Source organism: Bradyrhizobium sp., assembly GCF_004799405.1.
GTDB lineage: Bacteria > Pseudomonadota > Alphaproteobacteria > Rhizobiales > Xanthobacteraceae > Bradyrhizobium.
Window position 1 is genome coordinate 1 of the sequence record NZ_SSMW01000131.1, and the last position, 24,328, is coordinate 24,328.

General features: G+C 63.2%; 30 protein-coding genes. 21 read left to right on the forward strand and 9 right to left on the reverse strand.

The annotated features are described in order from the left end of the window. From E7813_RS20665 to E7813_RS20680, 4 genes are all read left to right on the forward strand, one after another. Positions 1-758: hypothetical protein (locus E7813_RS20665; protein ID WP_291577065.1), on the forward strand; the 758-nt coding region annotated here is incomplete at its 5' end. A 91-nt stretch (positions 759-849) separates the two neighbouring features. Then, positions 850-2,628, forward strand: coding sequence for a RyR domain-containing protein (locus tag E7813_RS20670; protein WP_291577066.1), 1,779 nt, complete (start codon positions 850-852; stop codon positions 2,626-2,628). Positions 2,629-2,698: 70 nt separating this feature from the next. After that, positions 2,699-2,920 (forward strand): hypothetical protein, encoded by a 222-nt coding sequence (locus tag E7813_RS20675; RefSeq protein ID WP_291577067.1) that lies wholly within the window; start codon positions 2,699-2,701, stop codon positions 2,918-2,920. 37 nt (positions 2,921-2,957) lie between these two features. Beyond that, positions 2,958-3,092 (forward strand): hypothetical protein, encoded by a 135-nt coding sequence (locus E7813_RS20680; protein WP_291577068.1) that lies wholly within the window; start codon positions 2,958-2,960, stop codon positions 3,090-3,092. A gap of 16 nt (positions 3,093-3,108) precedes the next feature. Here the strand turns inward: E7813_RS20680 and E7813_RS20685 are convergent, their stop codons facing one another. Together E7813_RS20685 and E7813_RS20690 are read right to left on the reverse strand one after the other, a co-directional pair. Beyond that, positions 3,109-3,321, reverse strand: a complete 213-nt coding sequence (locus E7813_RS20685; RefSeq protein WP_291577069.1) for a SlyX family protein — start codon at positions 3,319-3,321, stop codon at positions 3,109-3,111. A gap of 40 nt (positions 3,322-3,361) precedes the next feature. Further along, entirely contained in the window at positions 3,362-4,114 is a 753-nt protein-coding gene (locus E7813_RS20690) for a rhodanese-related sulfurtransferase (RefSeq protein WP_291577070.1), read from the reverse strand. A gap of 166 nt (positions 4,115-4,280) precedes the next feature. On the opposite strand from E7813_RS20690, the gene ggt reads away from it, so the two are divergent. From ggt to E7813_RS20705, 3 genes are read left to right on the forward strand one after another with little or no spacing between them, the layout of a single operon-like run. Continuing rightward, positions 4,281-5,867, forward strand: coding sequence for a gamma-glutamyltransferase (gene ggt / locus E7813_RS20695; RefSeq protein WP_291577071.1), 1,587 nt, complete (start codon positions 4,281-4,283; stop codon positions 5,865-5,867). A 58-nt stretch (positions 5,868-5,925) separates the two neighbouring features. After that, a complete protein-coding gene (locus E7813_RS20700) occupies positions 5,926-6,390 on the forward strand; it encodes an FKBP-type peptidyl-prolyl cis-trans isomerase (protein ID WP_291577072.1) in 465 nt (154 codons plus the stop codon). A gap of 21 nt (positions 6,391-6,411) precedes the next feature. Next, positions 6,412-7,389, forward strand: a complete 978-nt coding sequence (locus E7813_RS20705; protein WP_291577073.1) for a D-2-hydroxyacid dehydrogenase family protein — start codon at positions 6,412-6,414, stop codon at positions 7,387-7,389. A gap of 111 nt (positions 7,390-7,500) precedes the next feature. Here E7813_RS20705 and E7813_RS20710 read toward each other — a convergent pair whose 3' ends face one another. Both E7813_RS20710 and E7813_RS20715 read right to left on the reverse strand, forming a co-directional pair. Further along, entirely contained in the window at positions 7,501-7,716 is a 216-nt protein-coding gene (locus E7813_RS20710; RefSeq protein WP_291577074.1) for a CsbD family protein, read from the reverse strand. 348 nt (positions 7,717-8,064) lie between these two features. Beyond that, positions 8,065-8,832 (reverse strand): helix-turn-helix domain-containing protein, encoded by a 768-nt coding sequence (locus E7813_RS20715; RefSeq protein WP_291577075.1) that lies wholly within the window; start codon positions 8,830-8,832, stop codon positions 8,065-8,067. A gap of 135 nt (positions 8,833-8,967) precedes the next feature. On the opposite strand from E7813_RS20715, the gene E7813_RS20720 reads away from it, so the two are divergent. The 8 genes from E7813_RS20720 to E7813_RS20755 all read left to right on the forward strand — a co-directional run bounded on the left by E7813_RS20720 (position 8,968) and on the right by E7813_RS20755 (position 14,144). After that, positions 8,968-9,156: a hypothetical protein gene (locus E7813_RS20720; RefSeq protein ID WP_291577076.1), complete on the forward strand. Its 189-nt coding sequence runs from the start codon at positions 8,968-8,970 to the stop codon at positions 9,154-9,156. Further along, positions 9,153-9,311: a hypothetical protein gene (locus tag E7813_RS20725; RefSeq protein WP_291577078.1), complete on the forward strand. Its 159-nt coding sequence runs from the start codon at positions 9,153-9,155 to the stop codon at positions 9,309-9,311. The genes E7813_RS20720 and E7813_RS20725 overlap by 4 nt, the downstream gene beginning before the upstream one ends. Before the next feature lie 14 nt (positions 9,312-9,325). Next, a complete protein-coding gene (locus E7813_RS20730; RefSeq protein ID WP_291577079.1) occupies positions 9,326-10,897 on the forward strand; it encodes a cytochrome ubiquinol oxidase subunit I in 1,572 nt (523 codons plus the stop codon). A gap of 11 nt (positions 10,898-10,908) precedes the next feature. Continuing rightward, a complete protein-coding gene (gene cydB / locus E7813_RS20735; protein ID WP_291577080.1) occupies positions 10,909-12,048 on the forward strand; it encodes a cytochrome d ubiquinol oxidase subunit II in 1,140 nt (379 codons plus the stop codon). Positions 12,049-12,062: 14 nt separating this feature from the next. Beyond that, entirely contained in the window at positions 12,063-12,182 is a 120-nt protein-coding gene (cydX, locus tag E7813_RS20740; RefSeq protein WP_291577081.1) for a cytochrome bd-I oxidase subunit CydX, read from the forward strand. After that, positions 12,160-12,456, forward strand: coding sequence for a cyd operon YbgE family protein (locus tag E7813_RS20745; protein WP_291577097.1), 297 nt, complete (start codon positions 12,160-12,162; stop codon positions 12,454-12,456). The genes cydX and E7813_RS20745 overlap by 23 nt, the downstream gene beginning before the upstream one ends. A gap of 41 nt (positions 12,457-12,497) precedes the next feature. Beyond that, positions 12,498-13,523, forward strand: coding sequence for an alpha/beta fold hydrolase (locus E7813_RS20750; protein ID WP_291577082.1), 1,026 nt, complete (start codon positions 12,498-12,500; stop codon positions 13,521-13,523). Between the two features lie 141 nt (positions 13,524-13,664). Then, complete coding sequence (locus tag E7813_RS20755; RefSeq protein WP_291577083.1) at positions 13,665-14,144, forward strand: VOC family protein; 480 nt, start codon at positions 13,665-13,667, stop codon at positions 14,142-14,144. On the opposite strand, the gene E7813_RS20760 is transcribed toward E7813_RS20755, so the two are convergent. After that, positions 14,129-15,574 (reverse strand): MATE family efflux transporter, encoded by a 1,446-nt coding sequence (locus E7813_RS20760; protein ID WP_291577085.1) that lies wholly within the window; start codon positions 15,572-15,574, stop codon positions 14,129-14,131. The two genes, E7813_RS20755 and E7813_RS20760, sit on opposite strands and share 16 nt — an antisense overlap. A 181-nt stretch (positions 15,575-15,755) precedes the next feature. Between E7813_RS20760 and E7813_RS20765 the strand changes: the two genes are divergently transcribed. Beyond that, positions 15,756-16,334, forward strand: coding sequence for a TetR/AcrR family transcriptional regulator (locus E7813_RS20765; RefSeq protein ID WP_291577086.1), 579 nt, complete (start codon positions 15,756-15,758; stop codon positions 16,332-16,334). Positions 16,335-16,362: 28 nt separating this feature from the next. On the opposite strand, the gene E7813_RS20770 is transcribed toward E7813_RS20765, so the two are convergent. After that, a complete protein-coding gene (locus E7813_RS20770) occupies positions 16,363-17,430 on the reverse strand; it encodes a hypothetical protein (protein WP_291577087.1) in 1,068 nt (355 codons plus the stop codon). Positions 17,431-17,432: 2 nt separating this feature from the next. Then, complete coding sequence (locus E7813_RS20775) at positions 17,433-18,149, reverse strand: FecR family protein (RefSeq protein WP_291577088.1); 717 nt, start codon at positions 18,147-18,149, stop codon at positions 17,433-17,435. Between the two features lie 209 nt (positions 18,150-18,358). Here E7813_RS20775 and E7813_RS20780 point away from each other — a divergent pair, with 209 nt between their 5' ends. Continuing rightward, positions 18,359-19,654, forward strand: a complete 1,296-nt coding sequence (locus tag E7813_RS20780; protein WP_291577089.1) for a phospholipid carrier-dependent glycosyltransferase — start codon at positions 18,359-18,361, stop codon at positions 19,652-19,654. A 240-nt stretch (positions 19,655-19,894) separates the two neighbouring features. Here the strand turns inward: E7813_RS20780 and E7813_RS20785 are convergent, their stop codons facing one another. Further along, positions 19,895-20,218 (reverse strand): hypothetical protein, encoded by a 324-nt coding sequence (locus E7813_RS20785; protein ID WP_291577090.1) that lies wholly within the window; start codon positions 20,216-20,218, stop codon positions 19,895-19,897. 188 nt (positions 20,219-20,406) lie between these two features. Then, a complete protein-coding gene (locus E7813_RS20790) occupies positions 20,407-21,045 on the reverse strand; it encodes an OmpA family protein (RefSeq protein WP_291577091.1) in 639 nt (212 codons plus the stop codon). On the opposite strand from E7813_RS20790, the gene E7813_RS20795 reads away from it, so the two are divergent. From E7813_RS20795 to E7813_RS20810, 4 genes are all read left to right on the forward strand, one after another. Next, positions 21,044-21,193 (forward strand): hypothetical protein, encoded by a 150-nt coding sequence (locus E7813_RS20795; RefSeq protein ID WP_291577093.1) that lies wholly within the window; start codon positions 21,044-21,046, stop codon positions 21,191-21,193. The two genes, E7813_RS20790 and E7813_RS20795, sit on opposite strands and share 2 nt — an antisense overlap. 250 nt (positions 21,194-21,443) lie before the next feature. Further along, complete coding sequence (locus E7813_RS20800) at positions 21,444-22,844, forward strand: caspase family protein (RefSeq protein WP_291577095.1); 1,401 nt, start codon at positions 21,444-21,446, stop codon at positions 22,842-22,844. A 252-nt stretch (positions 22,845-23,096) separates the two neighbouring features. Next, positions 23,097-23,327, forward strand: a complete 231-nt coding sequence (locus tag E7813_RS20805) for a hypothetical protein (RefSeq protein ID WP_291577098.1) — start codon at positions 23,097-23,099, stop codon at positions 23,325-23,327. 46 nt (positions 23,328-23,373) lie between these two features. Continuing rightward, positions 23,374-24,328: winged helix DNA-binding domain-containing protein (locus E7813_RS20810; RefSeq protein WP_291577096.1), on the forward strand; the 955-nt coding region annotated here is incomplete at its 3' end.

Sequence of the window (24,328 nt, forward strand, 5' to 3'; positions counted from 1 at the left end):
TCGCGTTCGGCGGAATTGCCGCCTTGGTGCTGGCAAACCATCTGCACCGCTGGCACGAGAAGTGGATTTCCTATCGTCTGCTCGCCGAATTGTGCCGCAAGCAGGGTGTGCTGTCGGCGATCGGCCGGTCGCTGCCGGTTTCCGAAGTCGTGCGGATGTCGCTCGACAGTATCGAGGACAAAGAGGGCGAGGAGGAAATGAAAAAATTCCCGCGCGAGGCCTGGGTGGCGTGGTATTTCACCGTCGCGGTGCGCGCGGCCCCGTTTCTGGTCGGCTCGCTATCGGCGGCCAATACCGGCGCACTGCGCATTGCCCGGGCATTGACCGATGACCAGACCGGCTATCATCTCGAACGCCGCGATCGCAACAGGGCGGCGGGGCGCAGCATCGGCCTGATTGGCGAGACATTCTTCCTGCTGGCGGTCGCCGCGGTCGGCTCAAAACTGTTCTTCCTGCTCACGGGAAAAATGATGGATGCGATTGAATGGAGCGTGACCCTGGGCGCCTGCCTGTCGGCCGCTTCCGGCGCGTTCGTCGGCATCCGGGCGTATTCGGAATTTCCGCTGCTGGTGCAGCAGTCGACCCATATGCTGCGCGTCATGAAGGATACCAGAACCCAGCTTGACGCCGTCGAGCTCGATCAACCGCTCGCTTCGCGCGACCTCGGCCGCATCATGCAGGAACTGGCTGTTTCGATGATGCAGGATGTGGGCGGGTGGATGCAGCTATTTCGCATCAAGGCGCTCGAGGCGGGGTAACCGTCCATCGAAGTGGTTCAATCGGTCGTTGCAAACATCAAGCAGCCGTGAAACCGTAACGTTCCTGCAAGACCCCTTTTTGAGTTCGCTCTTGAACTATTTCATCCTCAGATTGACGCTGCTGGCCGGGCAGGTTGGCGCGTTCGTTACCCGTCATCGCGGCTGGATTCAGGGCGTCGCCGGCGCGATTGCGATGGCGTTGGGGTTCTGGGGCTGGATGATCAAGAAGCCGCCCACCGATCCCGCCGGATGGGTCGACAATTTCTTCCGCACCATGCAGCTCATCACCTTGCAATTTCCGACTGATTTCGGCGGCTCGATTCCACTACCACTGCAGATCGCGCGGCTCGCGGTGCCGCTGGTCGCGGTGCTTGCGTCCTTCCAGGCCCTGGTCAGTTCGATCACGCGGCCGGCCCGGCTGGCACTGCTGCCGCATTCGTCCGGCCACGTCATTGTCTGCGGTTCGGAATCGCTGACCGACGCGGCGCTGATCGCGCTGGCCTCTCGCGGACGGCAGGTTGTCATGATCGCCGCCAGGATCGGCGCCGCGCAGCGCGATGCGCTCGAAGGTCTCGGTCTCACCATTATCGAGGCGGACCCGATGCGGCCCGCGACGATCCGGTCGTTGCATCTTCCCTACGCTGCCGCGCTGTTTTTGACCGGCGATGACGACGTCGACAATCTCAGCATCGCCATGCTGGCGTTGTCGGCGGCCGGCAAACGTCCTGCCGACCTTCCGCCGCTGGTGCTGGCGGTGCGAATCGACCGGGAGAATTTCGCGGTCGAGCTCGATTCGGCGCTCGACGGCCTCTCGCGCGGGCATGGCGTGCGCTACTACCGGCTTTGCCCGGATCGGGAAGGCATTCGCCTTGAACTGACCCGTTTCGCGCCGGTGCTGCTGAAGGGGGATGTCGACACGGCTTCGCACGTGCTGGTGGTCGGACTTTCCGGCAATTGGCGGCAGGCCGTGGCGCAGGTCATCGCGGCCACGCAAGATCATCCCGATAAGCGCGCGGTGTTGACGTTTATCGTCGACGACAATGAAGCCGAAGTCGTCAAGCACTGGCATGAAGCCAGGCCCGAGCTTGACCACCTGGTGGAGATCGCGATTTTGCCGCGGCAGCCGGACGCCGTGCTGCCCCCCGACACCATCGTTGCGCCCTGGCGCCAGATGCACGCGCCGCCGCACTTGGCCGTCATCCTGCTCGACGATGCCGATGCGATCGCCGCTTCACTGGCCTTGCGCCGGCCGGGCGGCATGCTCGGCACCGATACCGTTCCCGTCCTGGCGCATCAAACGCGAGAGGACCGGCTGCTGGGTCGCCTCGGCGACGCCCAGGTCAGCAACCGCGATATGACAAGGCTGATCGCAATCGGCGGACTGGTCCGCGCCGAGAGCATCGAGCGTGTGCTTGATCGAAAAGGCGATGAGATGGCGATCGCGCTTCATGCGCATTATCAGGACGCGACAAAAACGCTCGGGTGGAATTCGCCGGCGGCGTCGCAGGCCTGGGACGAGTTGACCGAAAATATGCGTGATGCCAACCGCGCCGCGGCCGAGCACGCGCCGATCCTGTTTGCCGCGGCGGGTTTGCGGATCGCCGATGCCGGACCCGGTGTCGAGCCTGTCGTACTATCGGACGCGGAGCTTGAACTCCTCGCCCGGGTCGAGCATCGCCGCTGGATCGCCGACCGCGTCGAGCGCGGCTGGCGCTATGGCGCTGTCCGCGACGATCACCTGATGCGGCATCCCTCACTGGTGCCGTTCGATGCGCTCAATGAGGATGACAAGGAAAAGGACAGGAATGCCGTGCGGGCCCTGCTGAGCGTATTGGCCGGGCAGGGACGGGTGGTCGTCCGCCCGCGCTAGCCGTCGCTCGGTCCCTGCGTCATGGAACCGCGGGATATCCGGGGCGTTATCCCTGCCATGGAGGATCAACATGGCTGAGAGATTCAATCCTGCGGCCCGCGACAGGCACGCCGTCGACCCCCGTCAGGCCGCTTCGGCCGACCGCGACACCCATGCGCAACTGGAAGCCGGCCTGAGGGACAGCTTTCCCGCGTCCGATCCGATCAGTGCCGCCCAGCCATCGCCTTCGCGGCATGACGGTGACCGCGAAAATACGTCGTTGTGGGACAAGTTCCTCGCGGTCTTCCGATAGTTCGGCCCGCTCCATTCCAGCGCAGCGAGCGTGTTTCATGAATAGTGAATTCAACCACGCCGCCAACGATTCCCCGCGCAGCGGGAGTTCAAAGCAAGTCACGCCGGTGGTGTTGGCCGCGACCGTTACGGCCATCGTGGCGATGGTGCTCTGGTTTGCGTTCAGGCCGTGAAGCGATGCCTCTCGATTCAGTAATGCGGCGGCGTTTCATCGGTCGCGCCGGGCGCTTGAGTTTCCGCTTCCTGCATCCGTTCGCTCAAGTGCGCGACCTGGCGCGTCAGTGCGTCGATCTTGAGCCATTGCTCCGTGATGGTCCCGTTCAGGATTTCGATGGTCGCGTCCTGAAACGTCAGCCGGGTTTCCAGCGCATCGATCCGCGCACTGAGTGCCTTTTCGCTCATTGGCTTTTCACCGAGTGTCTTTTCACTAGGTATCTTGGCGTCACTCATCGCAACCGGCTTCCATCGCGCGCTCGCGCAACCCGTGCCGGAGCGCGACGCGGCCGTCAAAGACAAAACATTCGCCGCGCCAGCGGCTTTCGGCTTCCGGCACGCCTTCCAGATATTTCAAGATGCCGCCCTTGAGATGGTAGACCTCGGCAAAGCCGCGCGACAGCAGCCAGGCGCTGGCCTTTTCGCAGCGGATGCCGCCGGTGCAGAACATCGCGACCTTCCGGTGCTTCGCCGGATCGAGGTGACGAGCGGCAAACTCCTTGAACTGTCCGAAGCTTTTGATGCCGGGATCGACCGCTCCGGGAAACGTGCCCATCGCCACCTCGAATGCGTTGCGGGTATCGATCACCAGCGTATCCGGGGTCGCGATCAGCGCGTTCCAGTCGGCAGGCTCGACATAGATTCCGACCCGCCGCGTCGGATCGGCCGTGCTGTCGCCGAGCGTGACGATCTCCTTTTTCAGACGGATTTTCAGACGCTGAAACGGCATCGCCGCGGCGTGCGAGAATTTCAGTTCGAGATTGTCGAGCCGGCCGCCGAACAAGGCTCCGTGTTGCAATTCCCCGACCAGCGTGGCAATCGCCGCCGCGTCGCCCGCCAGCGTGCCGTTGATGCCCTCATGCGCCAGCAACACGCTGCCCTTCAGCTTGAGGCGGGCGCAACTCGCGCGCAGCGGCTTGCGCAATTCACGGAAATCCGGCAATCCGGCGAATTGATAGAAGGCGGCGACCTTGTACGGCATGGTGATGGTTTATCAGGAGGGCGGGGAAGGGGAAACCTGCTATCGCGATCCCCGCGCTCTCCGGGATGATGATATGGCGTGGCGTTATGCGTTGCGACCATTGCCCATCACGGGATGAATGTGCCAAGTAACCCCCCGAGAACAACAATAAAGCGGGCAATCTGGCATGAGGAATTTCCATCTCGCGGGCCGCTCGACGGTCCACGCCGAGAATGCGATGGTGGCGACGTCGCATCCACTGGCGGCGTTGACGGCCATCGAGGTGTTGCGTGCCGGGGGCACCGCAGCCGACGCTGCAGTGGCGGCGTGCGCGCTGCTCGGCGTGATCGAGCCGCAATCCACCGGGATTGGCGGCGATTGCTTCGCGCTGATCCAGCCCAAAGGCGAGGGCAGGATCGTTTCCTACAACGGCTCGGGCCGCGCGCCGATGGCGGCGACACCCGAATGGTATCTTGAGCGCAAGATCCATGCGATCCCGCTGACGTCGGCGCATTCGGTATCCATTCCCGGTGCGGTCGATGCCTGGGCGACCATCCTGCGCGCCCACGGCAAGCTTGGCCTCGACACCCTGCTACAGCCCGCGATCAAGGCCGCGGAACAGGGTTACATCGTCGCCCCCCGCATCGCGTTCGACTGGAAGAACCAGTTCGAAAAGCTGAAAAAAGGCGTCAACACCGAGCGCTACCTGCTGCCGCATGGCAAGCCGGCGGTCGCCGGCGACGTGATCCATCAGCCCGAACTCGGCCAGACCTTGCGCGCCATCGCCCGGGACGGCCGCGACGCCTTTTACAAGGGCGCGATCGCCGAGGACATGGTCGAGACCTTGCGTGGGGTCGGCGGCCTGCACGCGCTGGACGATTTCGCGGCCCACACCACCGAGACCACCAGTCCGATCGGCACCGTCTACAAGGGCCACGACGTCTGGCAGTGCCCGCCGAACGGCCCCGGCATCACCATGCTGGTGATGCTGAACATCCTGTCGCGTTTCGACCTGACCAAGTTCCCGCCCCTGAGCATCGAACGGTTTCACCTTGAGGCCGAAGCCGCGCGCATTGCCTATCTGATGCGCGAGCAATACATCGGCGATCCCGCCCATGTCGACGTCGACGTGGTCAGGATATTGTCGAAGGAATTCGCCGATGAATATGGCGGCAAGATCAGGATGGATCGGATGCTCGACCTGCCGGTCGTGACGCCACCGATGAATCCCTCGACGGTTTATATCACCGTGGTCGACAAGGACCGCAACGCCTGTTCCTTCATCAATTCGATCGCGCACGCCTTCGGCTCCGCGATCGTCTCCAACAAGACCGGCATCCTGTTGCAAAATCGCGGCGGCGGTTTCCGGATTCAGCCCGGCCATCCCAATTGTATCGCGCCAGGCAAGCGGCCGCTGCACACCATCATTCCGAGTCTTGTCACCAGGAACGGCCGCGCGATCATGCCGTTCGGCGTGATGGGCGGCCAGTATCAGCCGGTCGGTCAGACCCATGTGCTGACCAACATGCTCGACTACGGCTGCGACGTGCAGGAGGCGATCGATATGCCGCGCGGCCTGCATTACGAGGGCATCTACCAGCTCGAGGACGGCGTATCGGCCGATATCGTCGAGGGTCTGAAGAAGCTCGGGCACAAAACCACCCGCATCGTTTCGCCGCTCGGCGGCGGCCAGGCGATCTGGATCGACTGGGACAAAGGCACACTGACCGGCGGTTCCGATCCACGCAAGGACGGCTGCGCATTGGGGTATTGAACCAGCGCTCCGTGCATGCAATCTGTCTTTCCCTCGATCACCACAGAAGTCCCGAAAGATGCAATTTCTCCAGTTCCGAATCCTCCCGATCGCCGTCGCCGCCACCATGATCATGGCCGGCGCCTTTTTCGTCGTCGCGCCGTCATATGTGGCGGCCCAGACCGCAGGAAACATCATGACCACACCTTCAGGCTTGCAGATCATCGACTCCAAGGTTGGCACGGGCCTTTCGCCAAAACCCGGCCAGATCTGCGTCATGCATTATACCGGCTGGCTGTATGAAGACGGCAAGAAGGGCAAGAAATTCGACAGTTCGGTCGATCGGAACGAGCCGTTCGAATTTCCGATCGGGCAGCGCAAGGTGATCGCCGGCTGGGACGAAGGCGTCGCCACCATGAAGGTCGGCGGCAAACGCACATTGATCATTCCGCCGGCACTGGGCTATGGCGCCCGCGGCGCCGGCGGCGTCATCCCTCCGAACGCGACGCTGATGTTCGACGTTGAATTGCTTGGCGTGAAATAGACTCACGGGGAGGAGCGTGTCGTGAAGATTGCGATCCTCGACGATTACTTCGACACCGTGCGCACCCTCGAATGCTTCGGCAAGCTCAGGGGGTACGATGTGACGATCTGGAACGACCACGTCCAGGACGTCGATACGCTGGTGAAGCGGCTGCACGATACCGAGGCGCTGGTGCTGATCCGCGAGCGCACGCAGATCCGCACGCCGCTGCTGGAACGCCTGCCGAAGCTGAAGCTGATCAGCCAGCGCAGCGTCTATCCCCACATCGATATCGACACCTGCACCCGGCTTGGCATCATCGTGTCGTCGAGCCAGCATGCGGGAACGCCGTCTTATGCGACCGCCGAACTCACCTGGGGGCTGGTGCTGGCGGCGATGCGCGCCATTCCGCAGCAGATGGCGTCGCTAAAGGCAGGCCACTGGCAGATGGGTGTCGGCCACACGCTGCGCGACAAGACGCTCGGCATCTACGGCTATGGCCGGATCGGCGCCGTCGTCGCCGGCTACGGCAGGACGTTCGGCATGAAGGTGCTGGTGTGGGCGCGCGAACCGGCGCTGGCGCAGGCGCGCGCCGACGGCTACCAGGTTGCCGAGAGCAAGGCGGCGTTTTTCGAACAGTGCGACGTGCTGTCGCTGCACATGCGCCTCGTCGACGCGACGCGCGGTATCGTCACCGCAGGCGATCTGGCGCGCATGAAGCCGACGGCGCTGTTGGTCAACACCAGCCGCGCGTCATTGATCGAGCCGAACGCGCTGGTGAATGCGCTGCGCGCCGGCCGGCCCGGTATGGCGGCGGTCGATGTCTACGAGAAAGAACCGCTGCGCGACACCGGCGATCCCTTGCTGACGATGAACAACGTGATCTGCACACCGCATATCGGCTACGTCTCGCATGACGAATACGAGTTGCAGTTTACCGATATTTTCGACCAGATACTCAGTTACGCCGCGGGTGCGCCGACCAATGTCGTCAATCCGGATGCGATCGGGAAGCGCTGAGGGCGGAGCGCCAGCGTGCGGGCTTGCGGCGCCATTTTCATCGCCCGTAACTCTAGACAAAAAAAGACCGGCCCGATGGACCGGTCTTTCATCCAATCAACAACTGGTCGATCAGAGATTCTTGTTGGCTGCGGCCGCTGCCTTGTTCACGGCGTCCTTGGCGGCTTGCTTGGCGTCGCCGACGGCCTTCTGGGCGTGACCCTTGGTTTCCTGGATCGCCCCTTCGCCCTGCATCTTGTCGGAACCGACGGCTTCGCCGACGCCCTGCTTGGCCTTGCCGATGGCTTCGTTGGTGGCGCCCTTTACCTTGTCTGCCGTTGCACCCATGGGAACTCTCCTTTGGTCGGTGTTGAGCTTCGCCAAATCAAGTCGCAAACGGGTCGAAAGTTCCTGATCTGCTGTGGTTTCCGATCACGCTTTTATGCAGGTTCGAGGGGAACCTGGCGACATGACGATGCTGCGTAACGCGATCCGGCCCAAACCAAGAGACGCGGCGCCTGGCTGCTGCGTTACAGGTCGCGTGTCTGCCGGTCGCCCCATCCAAGCACAACGGCGAAGGTTATAAACATCATCGTGACGGCAATGACGACCAGAAGGCTGTCGAGAGGCATCTGACTTCTCCATGATTGATGGAGAATTGGTAGCGAGCTTGTTGCCCTGCCGCGTTGAGGTGGATCAAAACGGAACGGCTGATCGTGCCGCGTCGGACTGATCAAGCCGCCCGATCATGAGCAGTCGGACCCCATCAGGCACGATCACAATCACCTTTTCCCGTGCGAACTTGGTCAGGGTGCGACTGACGGTCTCGATGGTGAGGCCGAGATAGTCGGCAATATCCTGCCGACTCATCGGCAGCGGGATCGTCACCGAGGCTGCGCCGACCCGGGCATAGCGCGTCTGCAGGTTGAGCAGGAAGGCGGCTACCTTCTCTTCCGCGGTCTTGCGTCCCAACAGCAGCATCTGGTCCTGGGCGAGACTGAGTTCATGGCCGGCGAATTCATGCAGTCGTCGCAGCAAATGCGGCTTGCCGTCGACATAGGCGAGGAACGCCGGCCGCGCGAACCGGCAGACCCGAACCTGCGTCACGGCCTCCGCCGCGACCCCATATCGCTCCATCAGCGCCAGGCCGAGGAAATCTCCCGGCAGCGCGAAGCCCACGATCTGTCGGCGCCCGTCCGGCAGCGATTTACACAGCCGCACCATGCCGTCGGTGAGGTTGAACACGTTGTCCGCCGGCGCGTCCTGGTCGAACAGCATGGTCCTGGCCGGGAAATTCCTGACCTGGCTCAGCCTGTCGAGTTCCTCCAGTTCGGCCGGTTCGAGCGCACCGCAGACGCTGAACCGCCGCACCTTGCAGTCGTCGCAATCATTGCCGCGGCCGTGCTTGCAATCGCGTGGCGCCGGCCCGGCGCAGGATGTCGGCGATGGCTCGGCGAAGGTCATGGGGCTTCCCCTCTCGGTTGGCTCGACTCGATATATCCGTTGAATATCCATTGACCTGGATCAATAATCGGCTGTTGACCCAGATCAATGCCGCGGGACCGCCGACAATCGCCGGTTACCGTCGAGGATCAGGCAATGAGCGAGCAATTCGAGGCACTTCCAATGGATCGGCAGCGCGCGAGCGCGGCTTATCCTCGGGTGTACGTGCACGATTCCGGCATCACGCTGCAAAAATGGCTGCGTTTTGTGGGCCGGCGCTGCCACCAGACCATCACCGTTGAACAGCCGTTCCGCAGGCCCGGATGGGCAGGGGGGCGGCCGTGACCACGCACAAGTTGAGGCGCGACATCATTGTCATCCTGTCGATCAAGCTCGCAATCGTGCTGCTGGCGGCTGTTTTCGTTTTCGGCCCGCGCCAGCGTCCCCTGATCGACGGCAACGCGCTCGATCGCCAGATCCTGAACCGTCCGGACAGCTAGCAAGGAGTTTCCCGATGACCTCGATGGACGTCGTGTCGCTGTCGCGGCTGCAATTCGGGCTGACCGCCCTGTATCACTTCCTGTTCGTCCCGCTCACGCTCGGCCTGTCGATCCTGCTCGGCATCATGGAGAGCGTCTATGTGATGACCGGCCGGACCATCTGGCGCGAGATGACGAAATTCTGGGGGCTGTTGTTCGGTATCAATTTCGCGATGGGCGTCGCCACCGGCATCACCATGGAATTCCAGTTCGGGATGAACTGGGCCTATTACAGCCATTACGTCGGCGACATCTTCGGCGCGCCGCTGGCGATCGAAGGTTTGATGGCGTTCTTTCTCGAGGCCACCTTTGTCGGCCTGTTCTTTTTCGGCTGGGACAAGCTTACCGGCGTCCAGCATCTGTGCGTCACCTGGCTGGTGGCGCTGGGCTCGAACCTGTCGGCGCTGTGGATCCTGATCGCCAATGGCTGGATGCAGTATCCGGTCGGCGCCAAATTCAATCCCGACACCATGCGGATGGAAGTCACCGACTTCATGCAGGTGCTGTTCAATCCGGTGGCGCAGGCCAAGTTCGTGCATACCGTCAGCGCCGGCTATGTCACCGGCGCCATGTTCATGCTGTCGGTCAGCGCCTTCTATCTGATCAGGGGGCGGTACACTGAATTCGCGAAGCGTTCGATGACCGTCGCCGCGAGCTTCGGGCTCGCCTCCGCGCTATCGGTGGTCGTGCTCGGCGACGAAAGCGGCTACACCGCCGGTGAGAACCAGAAGATGAAAATCGCAGCGATCGAGGCGATGTGGGACACCCAGGCGGCGCCGGCCTCCTTCACGCTGTTCGGCGTGCCGGATCTCGCCAATCGCCGTACCGATTACGAGGTCAAGGTGCCCTGGATGCTGGGCCTGATCGCCACGCGCTCGATCGACAAGACGGTGCCGGGAATCAAGGACCTGGTGGCACATGCGCAAGAGCGCATCCGCAGCGGGCTGATCGCCTATGACGCGCTGGAAAAACTCCGCGCGGCGCCCGCCAATGCCGCCGAGCGGGCGCGGCTCGACGCCACCGGCGCCGACCTTGGCTATGCGCTGCTGCTCAAGAAGATACGGCCCGATATCGCCAACGCGACGGCCGACGAGATCGTGCAGGCGGCCTGGAGCACGGTGCCGGCGGTGTCGCCGCTGTTCTGGAGTTTCCGGATCATGGTCGGGCTCGGTTTCTATTTCATCGCGCTGTTCGCGGTCGCCTTCGTGCTCGCCAGCAACCGTCAGCTGACCCGATATGGCGGCTTTCTGTGGCTGGCGCTGCTGAGCCTGCCGCTGCCATGGATCGCGGCCGAACTGGGCTGGATCGTCGCCGAAGTCGGCCGCCAGCCCTGGGTGATCGAGGGCGTGCTGCCGACCTTCCTTGCGGTCTCCAGCATTTCGGCGGCCAACATCTGGACCACGCTGATCGGCTTCGTGGTGTTTTATTCGACGCTCGCCGTCGTCGACGTCTATCTGATGGTGAAAACCGTGAAGGCCGGGCCGCCGCCGGACGGTCCGGTCGCGCGTCCCGACCTCAGGCTGGCCATCGTCGGCGCCGCCGAATAACGGAGAGCATCATGTTCGACTACGAATCAATGCGGTTGATCTGGTGGGCGTTGCTCGGCGTCTTGCTGATCGGCTTTGCCGTGATGGACGGCTTCGATCTCGGCGTCGCGATATTAATGCCGTATGTGGCCAGAACCGACATCGAACGACGCATCGTCATCAATACCGTCGGCCCGGTGTGGGAGGGCAATCAGGTCTGGCTGATCCTCGGCGGCGGCGCCATCTTCGCGGCGTGGCCAGCGCTCTACGCCACCGCGTTTTCCGGCTTCTATCTGGCGATGTTCCTGGTGCTGGCGGCGCTGATCCTGCGGCCGGTGTCGTTCAAGTTCCGCAGCAAGGTCGCCGCCACGCGCTGGCGCGCGATCTGGGACGCGGCCATCTTCGTCAGCGGCCTCGTTCCCGCGCTGATTTTCGGCGTCGCCTTCGGCAATGTGATTGTCGGCGTTCCGTTCCGGTTCGACGATACCCTGCGCATGACCTATGAGGGCGGCCTATTCGGCCTGCTCAATCCGTTTGCGCTGGTCAGCGGCCTCATCAGCGTCGGAATGCTGACGCTGCATGGCGCAAGCTATCTTGCGCTCAAAGCCAGCGGCCCGGTGGTCGGTCGCGCCGTGAGCGTCGCGCGCCTGGTGGCGCCGGTGACGATCGTGCTGTTTGTGCTGGCCGGCATCTGGGTCGCCTTCGGCATCGACGGATATGTCGTCACCTCGCAACTCGCGCATGATGGTCCATCGAATCCGCTGTCGAAGCAGGTGACGCGGCAAGCCGGCGCCTGGCTGACCAACTACCGCACCTTTCCCCTGACCATGATGGCGCCGGTCGCGGCCGTCGCGGCGTTGGCGATCGCGCCAGCCATGCTGCGTGCCGGCCGCGCCGGCCTCGGCTTTATCGTCAGCGGGGTTGGCACCGCCTCGATCATCGCCACCGCCGGCCTCAGCCTGTTTCCCTTCATGTTGCCCTCGTCGCTGGAGCCGCAGGCCAGCCTTACGGTGTGGGATGCGTCGTCCAGTCACCTGACCCTCAAGATCATGCTGTTCGCGACCGTCGTGTTCCTGCCGCTCGTCCTGCTCTACACCGCCTGGGTATACCGCGTGCTTCGCGGGCCGGTCACCGCGGCATATATCGAAGGCAACGACCATTCGCTCTACTGATCGGAGAGAAATCGATGTGGTATTTCAGCTGGATCCTCGGCGTCGGCTTTGCCGGCACCTTTGCGATTCTCAACGCGATGTGGTTCGAAGCCCATGCCCAGCGTGAAATCGATGATAACCGGCGCGCGCCGTGAGCGAGCGACGGCGCTGGCGCGGGCGATCCAGGCGGCTTCGTTCGCCGCGGCGCTGCTGGCGAGCCTGGCGCTGATGCTGTTTCCGTTCCTGCTGCGTCAGGTGCCGGAGACGCGGCTGCACGCCGCGTTGCCGTTCATGCTGCTCGGCGTCGCCGGCGCATTCGTTCATGGCGTCGGCTTTTCGCCCGACAACAGACTGCTGCGGCTCCTGTTTGGACCCGCCTGTGCCTGGACCCTGATGGTCGGCGGCGCCCTGCTGATGCTGGCGCCATAACCGGCTGCCAAGAAAAATCAAAGCATTGATCGGAGGAAGCCATGAAACATCTCGATCGTCCGCTGGCGCGGCGGAGCCTGATCAAGGGTGCCGGACTTGGGCTTGTTGCGGGAACCCTGGTGGACGCGCGGCCGGCGCAAAGCGCCGATGCGGTTTCCGAAGACGGCGAAATCTGGAGCAGCGAATACTGGGCCAGGAAGGGCGACATCCCGCTGTGGATGTTTCGCAAGCGGATCGGGGCGCCCAGGGCCGGCGAACCTTCGCGGCCGGTGTTGTTTTTTGTGCACGGCTCGTCGGTGACATCGAGGGTGTTCGACCTCAACGTGCCCGGACATGGCGAATATTCCGTGATGAATGAATTCGCCCGCCATGGCTTCGATTGCTGGACCATGGATCACGAAAATTACGGCAAGTCGGGACGCACCTCGGGCAATGCCGACATCGCCAGCGGCGCGGAGGACCTGAAGGCGGCGGCTGAAGTCGTCGCCCGCGAAACCGGCCGGCAGAAATTCCACTTCCTCGGTGAATCCTCCGGCGCGCTGCGCGCCGGTGCCTATGCGATGCTGGCGCCCGAACGGATCGACCGGCTGGTATTCGCTGCCTTTACCTACAAGGGCGAGGGCTCGCCGACATTGACCAAGCGCGCCGAACAGCTCGAATATTACCGCTCGCACAACATGCGCAAGCGCGACCGCGACATGATCCGCTCGATCGCGACCCGCGACCGGCCGGGCACCAGCGATCCCGCCGCCATCGAGGCATTGGCGGATGTGGAAATGCAATTCGGCGACCAGATTCCGACCGGGACCTATCTCGACATGACCGCCAACCTGCCGGTGGTCGATCCGAAGAAAGTGCTGGCGCCGGTGCTGCTGGTGCGCGGCGAATTCGACGGCATCGCCACCGTCGCCGACCTTGAAGCGTTCTTCAATCTGCTGCCGAACGGCGATCGTCAGTTTGTCATCCTTCCCGGCACCGCGCATTCGGTCGTGCTGGCGATCAACCGGCAATTGTTCTGGCATGTGAGCCGGGCGTTCCTCACCATGCCGACGCCGATCGCGACCTAGCGCGAAGTGAAATCATTGTACGCCGGCAACCGCCGCGCCCGGGACAAGTCCGGCCACAACGAAGATAGTTGACGCGGGATGTCGGGATGACGCGGTGCCGTTCGTCCTGCGTCCGACCCGAACGAAAACAGGAGCTTTGCCATGTCGAAAATCTCGCCCTGCCTGTGGTTCAATGGCGAGGCCGAGGAGGCCGCGAAATTCTATGTCTCGCTGCTGGCGGATTCCAGGATCGACAAGGTCCAGAAGAATCCCGTCGACGGCCCCGCGGGCAAGGCCGGCACCGTGCTGGTGGTCCAGTTCACGCTGGCCGGGCAGGAGTACATGGCGCTGAACGGCGGCACCCGGTTCGAATTCACCCATGCTATCTCGTTCAAGATCGATTGCGTCGACCAGGCCGAGGTCGACCGTCTCTGGGACGCGCTGTCATCCAACGGCGGATCGGTCGAACGCTGCGGCTGGCTCAGGGACCGCTACGGCATATCGTGGCAGATCGTGCCGTCGGTGCTGCCGCAATTGCTTGGCGGTTCCGATCGCGCCGGCGCACAGCGCGCGATGCAGGCGATGCTGCAGATGGTCAAGCTCGATATCGCCGCGCTCAAAAAGGCTTATGACGGCGGCTGAAACGCGCGAAACATCGCGACCGCGCAGATCGCGGCATAGGCGACCAGCGAGGCGGCGACCATCGACGCCAACAGCGCCATTCCGCCGCCGAAATAGCTGACCGCGATCCAGCCACCGCCGGCGGCAAGCAGCAGGCGCGTGGAGGCTGCGACGAACGGCCAGAATACGTGCCCGGCGCCTTGCGCGGAAAAGGCAATCACGAAACCCAGTCCCAGCCCGGCATAGGCCGGCGCCACGATGCGCAGATAGGTCGCGCCCTGGCGCAGCACGTCGGGATCGTGGCTGAACAGCGTCAGCCAAAGCGCCGGAAACAACGCTACCACCAGGCCGATCGTGCCGGTCACCGCCAGGCCGACCAGGCTGCTGGTCCAGGCGATCCGCCTGGCGCGTGCGACCTGGCCGGCGCCAATGTTGACGCCGACCATGGTCAGGACGGCGGTGCAGATGCCGAACAAGATCGGGATCATCACATAGTCGAGCCGCGAGGCGATGCCGTAGCCGGCCAGCGCCTTGGTGCCGAACAGCCCGACCGCGCCGGTCACCAGGATCACCGTCAGGTTGGTCAGGAGCGCATTGACGGCGGTCGGGATTCCTACTTTGAGAATATCCGCGAACAACCGGCCCCGCAGCGGGACCAGCCTGAACGTCAGGCTGCCGCGTCCCGAGGTCATGTAACGCAACAGCACCAGCATGGCCGCGCCATAATACACGCCGAAGGCGATTCCGGCGCCGCCGATGCCCAGTCGCGGCACCGGGCCGAAACCGAAAATCAGGATCGGCGAAGTCGGGATCAGCACCAGCGCGCCGACCAGGGTCACCATCGCCGGAACCTTGACGTTACCGGAGCCGCGCAGTGCGGCTGCCTGCAAATTGACGATCCACACCGGAATAGCGCCGGCGAAAAGATAGTTGGAGTATTTCAGCGCAGCGTCGAGCGCGCCGTCCTGGCCGCCGAGCGCCCGATACAGCGCCGGGCCGCCGCGGTTCGTGCCGAGGGTGAACATCGCGCCGAAGATGATGGCGAGAACCACGGCGTGGAACACGATCGCATCGGCGTCCTGCTTGCGGCCGGCGCCGATTGCGCGCGCCACCGCAGAGGCAACCCCGCTGCCGAGTCCGCCGTTCGACATCATCGTCATCAGCATGAAGATCGGAAAGACCATGGCGACGCCGGCCAGCGCGTCGGTGCCGAGGAAGCCGACATAATAGGCTTCGGCGATGTTGACCGCGGTCTGCGCCAGCAGCACGACCACGGTGGGCGCCGCCAGCCCGAGCAGGGTGGCCAGAATGGGTCCGGTCAGGATCGCGGTGCGCGCGGTGTCGGTGCGCTGCTTTGCGCTCTCCACGCCTGCCGGTGCGACCGCCGGCTCCGAACGCGTGTCGCCGATATTCCCGCCGCTCAATGCTACGGTTGCCTGCTGCAGTTTCATTTTCGCGTCCTGTCGCCCAGATCGCCCCAAACAGCCGTTTTCCGGACTGTCTGCCTATTGCATTACACTCATAATGCATTATTATGATCGTAATGCAATGAGGAGAGCGGTCACGATTGCGTAAGGTAGTGGCGCGGGAAGCGGCCGCCCCACCGATCTGAACATCCGACGGGAATTGAGGATGCGCTACGAAAAGGGACACAAGGACGCCACCCGCCGGCGCATCATCGATGTCGCCTCGCGGCAGTTTCGCCAGCAAGGCGTAGCCGCGGTCGGCGTTGCCGGCATCATGACCGAAGCGGGGCTGACCAACGGCGCCTTTTACACGCATTTCGAATCCAAGGAGGACCTGGTCCGCGCCGTACTTTCCAACGCGCTCGGCAAGCGCGAGGCGACGCTTCGGAACGCCGGCGACCGCGAATCCGGGCTTGAGGCTTCGATCCGCGACTATCTGTCGGCGCGCCATCGCGACAATCCCGGCGGCGGCTGTCCGACCGCCGCGCTGGTGGCGGAGATCGCGCGCGGTCCGCGGGCAACCCGCGACGCCTTCACCGGCCGGGTATCGCAATTCATCGGGTTGATTGCGGACCAGCTCCGCGCGGGATCCCCATCCGAGCGCCGCCGCAATGCGATCGCCATTTACGGGATCATGGTGGGTACGCTTCAACTCGCCCGCGCCGTCAACGACAGGCAGCTATCCGACGAAATCCTCGAGAATGGCGTCAGCACAGCGCTCGTGCTCGCCAACGGCGAACGATGACGTGGATCGCCTCACGCCTCGCGCCGGCTCAGTAATTCACCCGTAACCCGATGCCGCCGTGGATGGTATTGCCGACCGGCTGCGGGCCCAGCGTGCCGTTGAGGAAGAGATCGGCGACCCAGCCGTTGGCGATGCGGAAACCGAGCCGGCCGCCATATTCGAACCAGGACTGGTTTCCGATCGTCGGCGCCACGAGGCCGTAGTCCGTCACCGTCGCGACGATGCCGGAGTGGTTTGCAAACGATTGCACGAACGCGCCATTGAGGTTGCCTTCGATGCTACTGCCGAAAAGATGGGTCCACTGTGCGCCGATCTTGGCCAGGTTCGTTCGATCGGTTCCGCTCGCAAATGAGGCATTGAACGGATCGAACGGCACGGACGGATCCGTATAGCCGCTCACCCGTTGCCAGAGCTGCCAGATTTCGACGGACGCGGCGAATTCGTCGCGCGGAGATACCCGGCTGATCCAGCCTGCCCTGCCGTACACGGCATAATCCGAAGCAGTGGTCTGGCTCTGCAAGGCCACGGGACCGAAACTGGTCATGTAGCCGCGGTTATAGCTGACTTTCTCATACGGCGTCAGGATGGTGCCGAGATCGAAGAACGGCCGTGACGACCCCCAGTCGACGAAATCGTAGCGAAGCGCGAGCGCGCCGATCGGCGCGCTGGTGACGGCATAGCCGTTCTCGCTGTACTGGGTGTAGGCGATGCCGGCCAAGAGCGACAGGTTGGGCGTCAGTTCCTTGCGGCCGTGGAAACCGGCCGAAAACGATCCGGCGGAGCCGAACCCGCTGACGCAGTCGCTGCAATTGACCTGCTCGTTGACGCCGAGCAGCACCGAGCCGAGTACCTGGTTGGTGATCATCTGGTTGAAATGCGCGTTGGCGACACCGGTGATCGATCCGGCGCTGCACCCTGCGCCGGTCGGGCGACCCTCGTCGGCGTTTAAGTTGGTCGCGGCTCCCGATGAGGGTGGCGGCGTCGTGCACGATCCCGATTGTGCGAATGCGGCTCCCGTTTCGCCGCCGTGGAATAGCAGCGTCGCCGCGACCACGAGGATGGCAAACCCGATCCAGCTTTTGATGAATCGTGCCATGGTCAGCGTCCGCACAGCATGCCGGTGGGGCTGCTGCCGTCATCGACGGGAGGCGCTGTCGGCGTTGCATCGGCAAATTGCGTGACGTTGCAAAGCCCGGCGGCGGCGCCGCAGCTTCCGGCGAACGTCCAGGGCGGCATGTTGGTTTTCTGTAGCGTATTCCTGCCGCCGGTCGAGGTGATGATGGCGGTATCGCCACGTTCCGTCAGTTCGGTGCATTGACCGCCGATAGCGCAGACGCGCGCACAGCAGGCCTGCAGCGCCACGGTGCTCTTGCCCCGCTGCGACAGGACATCGAAGATGGTTCCGCGCACGCCAATGGTCGCAACCGAGGTCGTGATCTTGTAGGCGGCCTTTTCCGAGTCTCCGGTGACGAAGCGAAACGCGCCGGTCGTCAGCCGGATCGCGATATCGCGGTAGCTGTGCTCGTCGTTGAAAACGGTGCGATCAAGGATGATCGTCGAATTGGCCCCGAGCGACAGATTGGTGTTGTCGGCCATCACCAGCCGCGCCGCGCTGTCCTGACCGGTGTGAACGGTTTCATTGCGCAGCAGGCTGTCGCCGACGTTGATCTGGCTGGTCGCCGGTCCCGCAACGCGGACGACCTGGTTCTGGACGACGGCCGCTTCGCCGACGCGCGCTTGCGCGTAAGCAGGACTTGCCGCAAGGCCTGCCGCCAGTAGTGCGGATATGCAGAGAACGCTGTGACGCCAATTCATTTTTCTGGCCCGATCGATTTGTCCCGTCATCGTACCGGATCGCGCGCAAATACGATGTTGTAAATATGCCACAAGCGGCGCTTTACGAACCCGATGGTTAGTCACGGCGAAACCGGAATGCGTTCAATGCAATAGACTTGAAATCGATGGCCTTGAAAATTCGCCTCGCCCACATTCAACCGTCGCAGCCCGGTCGATCTGCGAACAATATGCGCGAATCACCTTCTGTTCCCGATCAATCGGCAATGCGGGCCGCGATTGTCGCTGTCGTCCTGTTTCTTGCCACGCATCTTGCGATTCTGGCCGGCGTGACGACGCCGGACAAACTTTATTTCGACGAAATCCATTATGTGCCGGCGGGGCGGCAGATGCTCGAACCGGCGACGGCGGCGCCGTTGCTCAATCCGATGCATCCCCCGCTGGCGAAGCAGTTGATCGCACTGTCGATCCTGACCTTCGGGGATGTCCCGCTCGGCTGGCGTTATCCCGGCGTGCTGTTCGGCTCGCTTGCGATCGTCGCGGTCTATCTCTGCGGCCTGGTATTGTTCGCCGCGCAGGGTCCTGCGGTCGCCGCGGCGCTGCTCGCCTTTTTCAACCAGATGGTGTTCGTGCAGTCGCGGATCGCGATGCTGGATATTTTTGCGCTTGGGTTCAGCCTGTTCGCGATCGCCTCATTCATGCACGGCTTCCGCCAGTCGAGACCGCATCTGTGGTTCGCGCTGGCCGGTCTTGGCTTCGGTCTTTCGGCCGCCTGCAAATGGAGTGGATTGTTTCCCCTCGCAGTCTGCATCGTCATCGTTGCGGTGATCCGCCTGATGCAGGGCTGGCGCGCGCAATTCGCCGACGGCAACGCCGACGACTGGAACCGGCCGGATCTGTGGCCCGATTTCAGGTTCTGGCATTTCGCCGCGTGCTTCGTGCTCGTTCCGGCAAGCGTCTATCTCGCAACCTTCGTCCCGCTCTATGGACTGTCGATCCCCGGCATCCTGAAGGCGCAACAACGGATTTTCACCGACACCACCACCACGGCGATTGCGGGCCACACCTATATGAGCGCGTGGCCGTCCTGGCCGTTGCTGGTGCGGCCGGTCTGGTATCTGTTCGACAAGATCGGCGACGATCGGATCGCGGCGATTGTTTTGCTCGGCAATCCGCTGGTGCTGTGGCCGGCGCTGCCGGCGCTCGCGGTCTGCCTGCGCGACTGGATCGTGACGCGGCGAACCGACGCGTTTCTGATTCAGGCGTTTTATTTCGGACCCTATCTGGCCTGGGCGCTGCTGCCGCGAACCCTCGGATTCCTGTATTACTATCTGCCGCCGGCCACCGTCGCGAGTCTTGCGTTGGTGTATGTGCTCCGGCGCGGCAACAGCCCACGCTGGCTATTGTGGGCCTTCGTCACAATTGCGTTCGCAGGCTTTGCCGCCATGCTGCCGATCTCGGCGGCGTTGGTCGGAACCTCGATGGGGACGTTCGTCCGGCTGATGATTTTCGAGAGCTGGATTTGAAGACCCAAAATCGCGTGCGCGGCGCGCGGCATGCGATTGGTTCCGCGCCGGCATCACTTGACGGAGCTTGGCCTGCCCGTAAGTTGGTTTGTTATCGCGAATCTCTCGACCACCGGTTGAATGGGGACGACGGGCATGTGGGGGTTCTTTGAGCGATGAAGCCCCTGACCCAGGCGATGCTGGCAGCCAAGATCAGGGGATTCCTCGACAAGCCGTAGACGTGCGCAAAGCGCTGTTACGTCAGAAACGAAACGCCCAGGGAATCCGGTTCCAGCGGATTTGGTTGTGATCAACGTGCGGCCAGAAGATCGGGAACGGCTCCCAATAAGCATACCGGCGGTAGTGACGATGGGCATAGCGCCGATGCCGGCGCTCGTCCGGGACCGTCTTCGCATCGGGCTCGGCGGTTTTGGGAACCAGCGACGGCCGCGGCACGCTCGGGGGCGGCGCCTCGGTTTGAGGAGCGGCCGGCGCCGGCTTTACCGCATCTTCGGCATAACCGGGGAGGGCGAGGCCGCCAACCAGCAACGCGGCAATGGCAACGCCCGCGAAATATGACTTCATGTCGGTGATCCTGTTCTTTGAGAGATTGTCATTTCCGGGATAAGTCCGCAGCACCACACGCTTGAGATTTCCGGTTTAGCGTTGCGTGCCAGCAATGACGGCGCACAACATCCTTACAAATCTGCGATGCCTGAAATCATTTGCCGCATCCGCCTGCCGCCTGGCGGCGGGCGGATGCATCGCATCGGTCACTTCGACGCGGTCTTGGTGTCCATGTTGACGACCTGGACGCGGCGGTTGGTCGGGTCCATCGGCGCGCTCGGATCCTTTGGCTTGTCCTTGCCATAGCCTACGGTGACCAGATCGCTGCCGGCGATGCCGAATTTCTCGACCAGGTAGCGCTTGATGGTGTCGGCGCGCCGCTCGGAGAGAGCCTGGTTGTAGGCCTCGCCGCCGATCGCATCGGTATGACCCTCAACCACGAACGTCGAACCCTTGAGGCTGGGATCCGACAGCGCCTTGCCGAGTTCCTGCACCGTGGCTACCGAACTCGGCCTGATGTCTGCCGAATTGTAGTCGAACTGGATATCGAGATTGATGTTCGGCTTGGTCGCCGCGATCTGCAGGATTTCTTCGCGCTCGCCGAGCGAGAGCGACCGGGTCTTGCGGTTGCGCAGCGTATTGACGAAATGCAGTTCCTTGGCCCGGTCCGCAGGATCGGCCTGCGGGCCGGACAGGCTGCGCGTCACCGGCTTGGGCTGCAGTGCCTCGCGGATTTGATCGGCCGAGATAGTATTGTCGCCGGCAAGTGCCAGTCCCGCCGTCATCGACAGCGCGACACCGAGCGTAATCGCCGCAGTTGCGGAAAGTCTGTGAAAGCTGGTCATGGTCCTCATCCTCGCTGTTACGCCTGATGGCGTTTTGACGATTGGAACATACGACGGGTTGAAAGCAGTGAATGTGATTTTGATCACATGGCTTGTTTTTGGGCGACTATTCGATGCAACGCCGATGCAGGTGATCACCAAACTATAACAGGATCTCGGGATTATCATGAAGCCAAACGGTCGGGCCGAAAAGCCCGGGCGTGGCATTTTCAAGTCTGTTGCCGAGCCGGCTGCCGGCTGCGATTTGCGGGCCCGGTCGGCGCCTCGTGAGCGCAGGTCCGATCGCTTCGCCCCCAATGTGATATAGATCACATTCCGCACATGAAGATTTGGTCACATTGCCCCCAACGGTCCGGCTTGCCGGCCAGCCACTTTCGGACATCAGGGGAGAATGGATCATGCGCTTCTTGATTGCAGCATTGTCGATCGCAGGACTTCTCGTCAGCGCCAATGCTGCCAACGCCGACAACAAGCGCGTCGCCTTCGTGGTCGGCAACGGCGCCTATAGAAATGTCGCCGCACTGCCCAACCCTGCGATCGACGCCAGGTCGATGGCCAAGGTTTTGCGCAATGTCGGCTTCGACGTGGTGGAAGGCACCAACCTCACCCGCGACACGATGACCGAGAAACTGGTTGAGTTCGGCCAGAAGGCCGCAGGCGCCGATGTCGCGCTGTTTTTCTATGCCGGCCACGGCATCGCCATCAACGGCACCAACTATCTGCTGCCGGTCGACGCCGATCTGAAATCCGAAATGGACGTCAAGCTCGGCAGCGCCATCAACATCGACCTCACGCTGGAGCAGACCATGGCCGACGCCAAGGTCAAGCTGGTGTTCCTCGACGCCTGCCGCGACAATCCGTTCGCCGCCAGGATCAAGTCGAATTCCGCTACCCGCAGCCTGTCGGTGCAGTCGGGCCTGGCCGAGATGAAATCCGGCGAGGGCACCCTGATCGCATTCGCCACCGGTCCCGGACAAACCGCGCTTGACGGCGAGGTCGGCACCAACAGCCCGTTCACCCGCGCGCTGATGGCCAACATTGCCGCCCCCGGCGTCGAGATCCAGCAGGCGATGACCAAGGTTCGCGCCCAGGTCAACGAAGAGACCAACAAGAGCCAATTGCCCTGGGGTCACACCAACCTGATCGGCTCGGTCTATCTTAATCCGGCTCCCGTGGCGGCAGATCGCACGGTCGAGGCGCCGAATACCCCAGCGGTCGCTGCCGGCCCGGTTTCGGAAGTCGAACTCGAGTTCTGGCGCTCAGTCAAGGATTCCAACAAGCCGGAAGAACTCAACGCCTATCTCACCAACTATCCGAACGGAACCTTCAAGTCGCTGGCGCTGGCCCGCATTGCGTCCTTGCAGGACGGTCCCTCGACCGCGACCCGCAACCTGTCCACCGGGATCGATCCCGCAACGTTCACCGCGGAGGCCAACCAGACCACCGAGGACCAGATCGGTCTCGACAGTGGCCGGCGCCGCGACGTGCAGCGCCGCCTCACCGGCCTCGGCTTCGACACCAGGGTCAACGGCAGGTTCGACGAAGCCACCCGCGACGTGATCGCCCGCTGGCAGGCCGCGCGCGGCTATCCCAGGACCGGCTACCTCAACGCGCTGCAGCACAAGGCGCTGCAATCCGAGATCATGGCAACACGGGTTGCTTCAGCGGATGACTCCGATGACGAGCCGGTGCATCGTTCCCGCCACTCCGGCGGCGGAGGAGGTGGCCGTCACTATGGCGGCCGCGGCCCGGGCGGACTTTTCGGCGGCATGATGGGCGGACTGTTCGGACGCCGGTGAGGTTCCATTTGACGCGGGCGATGAGACAGCTGGAACCGAGGCGGCCTTCGCCCGCCGCCTTTTTCGTTGCTGGTCTCAATGTCGTCGCGCAAGCGCCGACCTGCGGACAACAAATCGGCCAGATGCGCCAATAAACTATCATGAAGAAAACAAGAATAACCGGACGGCGTTGTGTTCCAGTCTCCAAAACGACCCAGCGAGTATCAGGGGTATCGCGTGGCCACGCCTGAGCGTGCGGCTTCGGGAACCGCGATACCGATCATTATCGGTGCCGCCATGATTGCGGCGGCCATTCTGCTGTCCGCGCTGGTGACCGCGGTGGGCACCCGCTATGTCGGAATCGACAGTCCGACCGACGACGTGATGTGGCTGGTTGACCGGCTCAACGGCAGCGTCTACAAATGCCACGCTTCCGATTTCGGCAAAGCCTCCTGCGTGGCCGAGATTGCGACCGGAAGTATCGGGGAACGGGCCAAGCCCTGAGCGTCGCCTTACGCGCCGTGCGCGAATCCGGCTACATTGCCGCGCTATGCCCGATAAATTCCATCCCCTCACCAGGATCGCGGCCAGCCACATCTGGCTGCGCGCCCAGCGGCTGGACACGACGGCGCCGTTCGGCGACGGCCCGCATGCGACCGCCGCCGCGGTGGAACATCTGGGCTATGTCCAGATCGACACCATCAACGTCATCGAGCGTTGCCACCATCACATTCTCTGGACCCGCATCCCCGGCTATCAGCGCGCGGATCTGCGTCAGGCCCAGAGCGTCGACAAAAGCGTGTTCGAATACTGGACCCATGCGCTGTCCTATGTGCCGGCCAGGGACCTGCGTTTCTTTATTCCGGCGATGAAGGTTCACCGCCGCGAAGGCCACAAATGGTTCCGCGAGGTCAAGCCGGCGGATTTGCGCAAGGTGATGAGGCTTCTCACGAAGGACGGCGCACTGACCGTCCGCGACATCGACGACGATGTGCTGACCGAGAAGGTGCATCTGTGGGCCAGCCGCAAGCCGTCGAAGCGGGCGCTGCAACTGGCATTCTATACCGGCGCGGTCACGATCTCCGAGCGAAACGGCATGCTCAAGACCTACGATTTGACGGCGCGGCATTTCGGCTGGGACAAGCCGCCGAAACCGGCTACCGCAACGGAAGTCGCCAACTATCTGCTCGACCGCGCCCTGCGCGCGCAAGGCGTCGTCAGCCCCGATTCGATCTGCCATCTGGACGCGCCGAGCAAGGCGGCGGTCCGGCGCCTGATCGAGGCCAGGATCCGCCGCAGCGAACTCGTGCCGGTCGCACTCGAAGGCGCCGGCAAGCAGGAACATTGGGCGCGTCCCGAGACGCTGGCGAGCGCCGGCGACAATGCGCCCGAACTGGTCCACATCCTGTCGCCGTTCGATCCGCTCATCATCCAGCGCAAGCGGACCGAGCTGTTCTTCGGTTACGGCCATCGCTTCGAGGCTTACGTGCCGAAGGAAAAACGAC

Bases quoted from the DNA above. Each gene is read 5' to 3' on its own strand.
- E7813_RS20675 (WP_291577067.1), top strand. From the start codon at position 2,699: ATGGCTGAGAGATTCAATCCTGCGGCCCGCGACAGGCACGCCGTCGAC.
- E7813_RS20680 (WP_291577068.1), top strand. From the start codon at position 2,958: ATGAATAGTGAATTCAACCACGCCGCCAACGATTCCCCGCGCAGCGGG.
- E7813_RS20685 (WP_291577069.1), bottom strand. From the start codon at position 3,321: ATGAGCGAAAAGGCACTCAGTGCGCGGATCGATGCGCTGGAAACCCGG.
- E7813_RS20690 (WP_291577070.1), bottom strand. From the start codon at position 4,114: ATGCCGTACAAGGTCGCCGCCTTCTATCAATTCGCCGGATTGCCGGAT.
- ggt (WP_291577071.1), top strand. From the start codon at position 4,281: ATGAGGAATTTCCATCTCGCGGGCCGCTCGACGGTCCACGCCGAGAAT.
- E7813_RS20700 (WP_291577072.1), top strand. From the start codon at position 5,926: ATGCAATTTCTCCAGTTCCGAATCCTCCCGATCGCCGTCGCCGCCACC.
- E7813_RS20710 (WP_291577074.1), bottom strand. From the start codon at position 7,716: ATGGGTGCAACGGCAGACAAGGTAAAGGGCGCCACCAACGAAGCCATC.
- E7813_RS20715 (WP_291577075.1), bottom strand. From the start codon at position 8,832: ATGACCTTCGCCGAGCCATCGCCGACATCCTGCGCCGGGCCGGCGCCA.
- E7813_RS20720 (WP_291577076.1), top strand. From the start codon at position 8,968: ATGAGCGAGCAATTCGAGGCACTTCCAATGGATCGGCAGCGCGCGAGC.
- E7813_RS20730 (WP_291577079.1), top strand. From the start codon at position 9,326: ATGACCTCGATGGACGTCGTGTCGCTGTCGCGGCTGCAATTCGGGCTG.
- cydB (WP_291577080.1), top strand. From the start codon at position 10,909: ATGTTCGACTACGAATCAATGCGGTTGATCTGGTGGGCGTTGCTCGGC.
- cydX (WP_291577081.1), top strand. From the start codon at position 12,063: ATGTGGTATTTCAGCTGGATCCTCGGCGTCGGCTTTGCCGGCACCTTT.
- E7813_RS20745 (WP_291577097.1), top strand. From the start codon at position 12,160: ATGATAACCGGCGCGCGCCGTGAGCGAGCGACGGCGCTGGCGCGGGCG.
- E7813_RS20750 (WP_291577082.1), top strand. From the start codon at position 12,498: ATGAAACATCTCGATCGTCCGCTGGCGCGGCGGAGCCTGATCAAGGGT.
- E7813_RS20755 (WP_291577083.1), top strand. From the start codon at position 13,665: ATGTCGAAAATCTCGCCCTGCCTGTGGTTCAATGGCGAGGCCGAGGAG.
- E7813_RS20760 (WP_291577085.1), bottom strand. From the start codon at position 15,574: ATGAAACTGCAGCAGGCAACCGTAGCATTGAGCGGCGGGAATATCGGC.
- E7813_RS20765 (WP_291577086.1), top strand. From the start codon at position 15,756: ATGCGCTACGAAAAGGGACACAAGGACGCCACCCGCCGGCGCATCATC.
- E7813_RS20770 (WP_291577087.1), bottom strand. From the start codon at position 17,430: ATGGCACGATTCATCAAAAGCTGGATCGGGTTTGCCATCCTCGTGGTC.
- E7813_RS20775 (WP_291577088.1), bottom strand. From the start codon at position 18,149: ATGAATTGGCGTCACAGCGTTCTCTGCATATCCGCACTACTGGCGGCA.
- E7813_RS20780 (WP_291577089.1), top strand. From the start codon at position 18,359: ATGCGCGAATCACCTTCTGTTCCCGATCAATCGGCAATGCGGGCCGCG.
- E7813_RS20785 (WP_291577090.1), bottom strand. From the start codon at position 20,218: ATGAAGTCATATTTCGCGGGCGTTGCCATTGCCGCGTTGCTGGTTGGC.
- E7813_RS20795 (WP_291577093.1), top strand. From the start codon at position 21,044: ATGGTCCTCATCCTCGCTGTTACGCCTGATGGCGTTTTGACGATTGGA.
- E7813_RS20790 (WP_291577091.1), bottom strand. From the start codon at position 21,045: ATGACCAGCTTTCACAGACTTTCCGCAACTGCGGCGATTACGCTCGGT.
- E7813_RS20800 (WP_291577095.1), top strand. From the start codon at position 21,444: ATGCGCTTCTTGATTGCAGCATTGTCGATCGCAGGACTTCTCGTCAGC.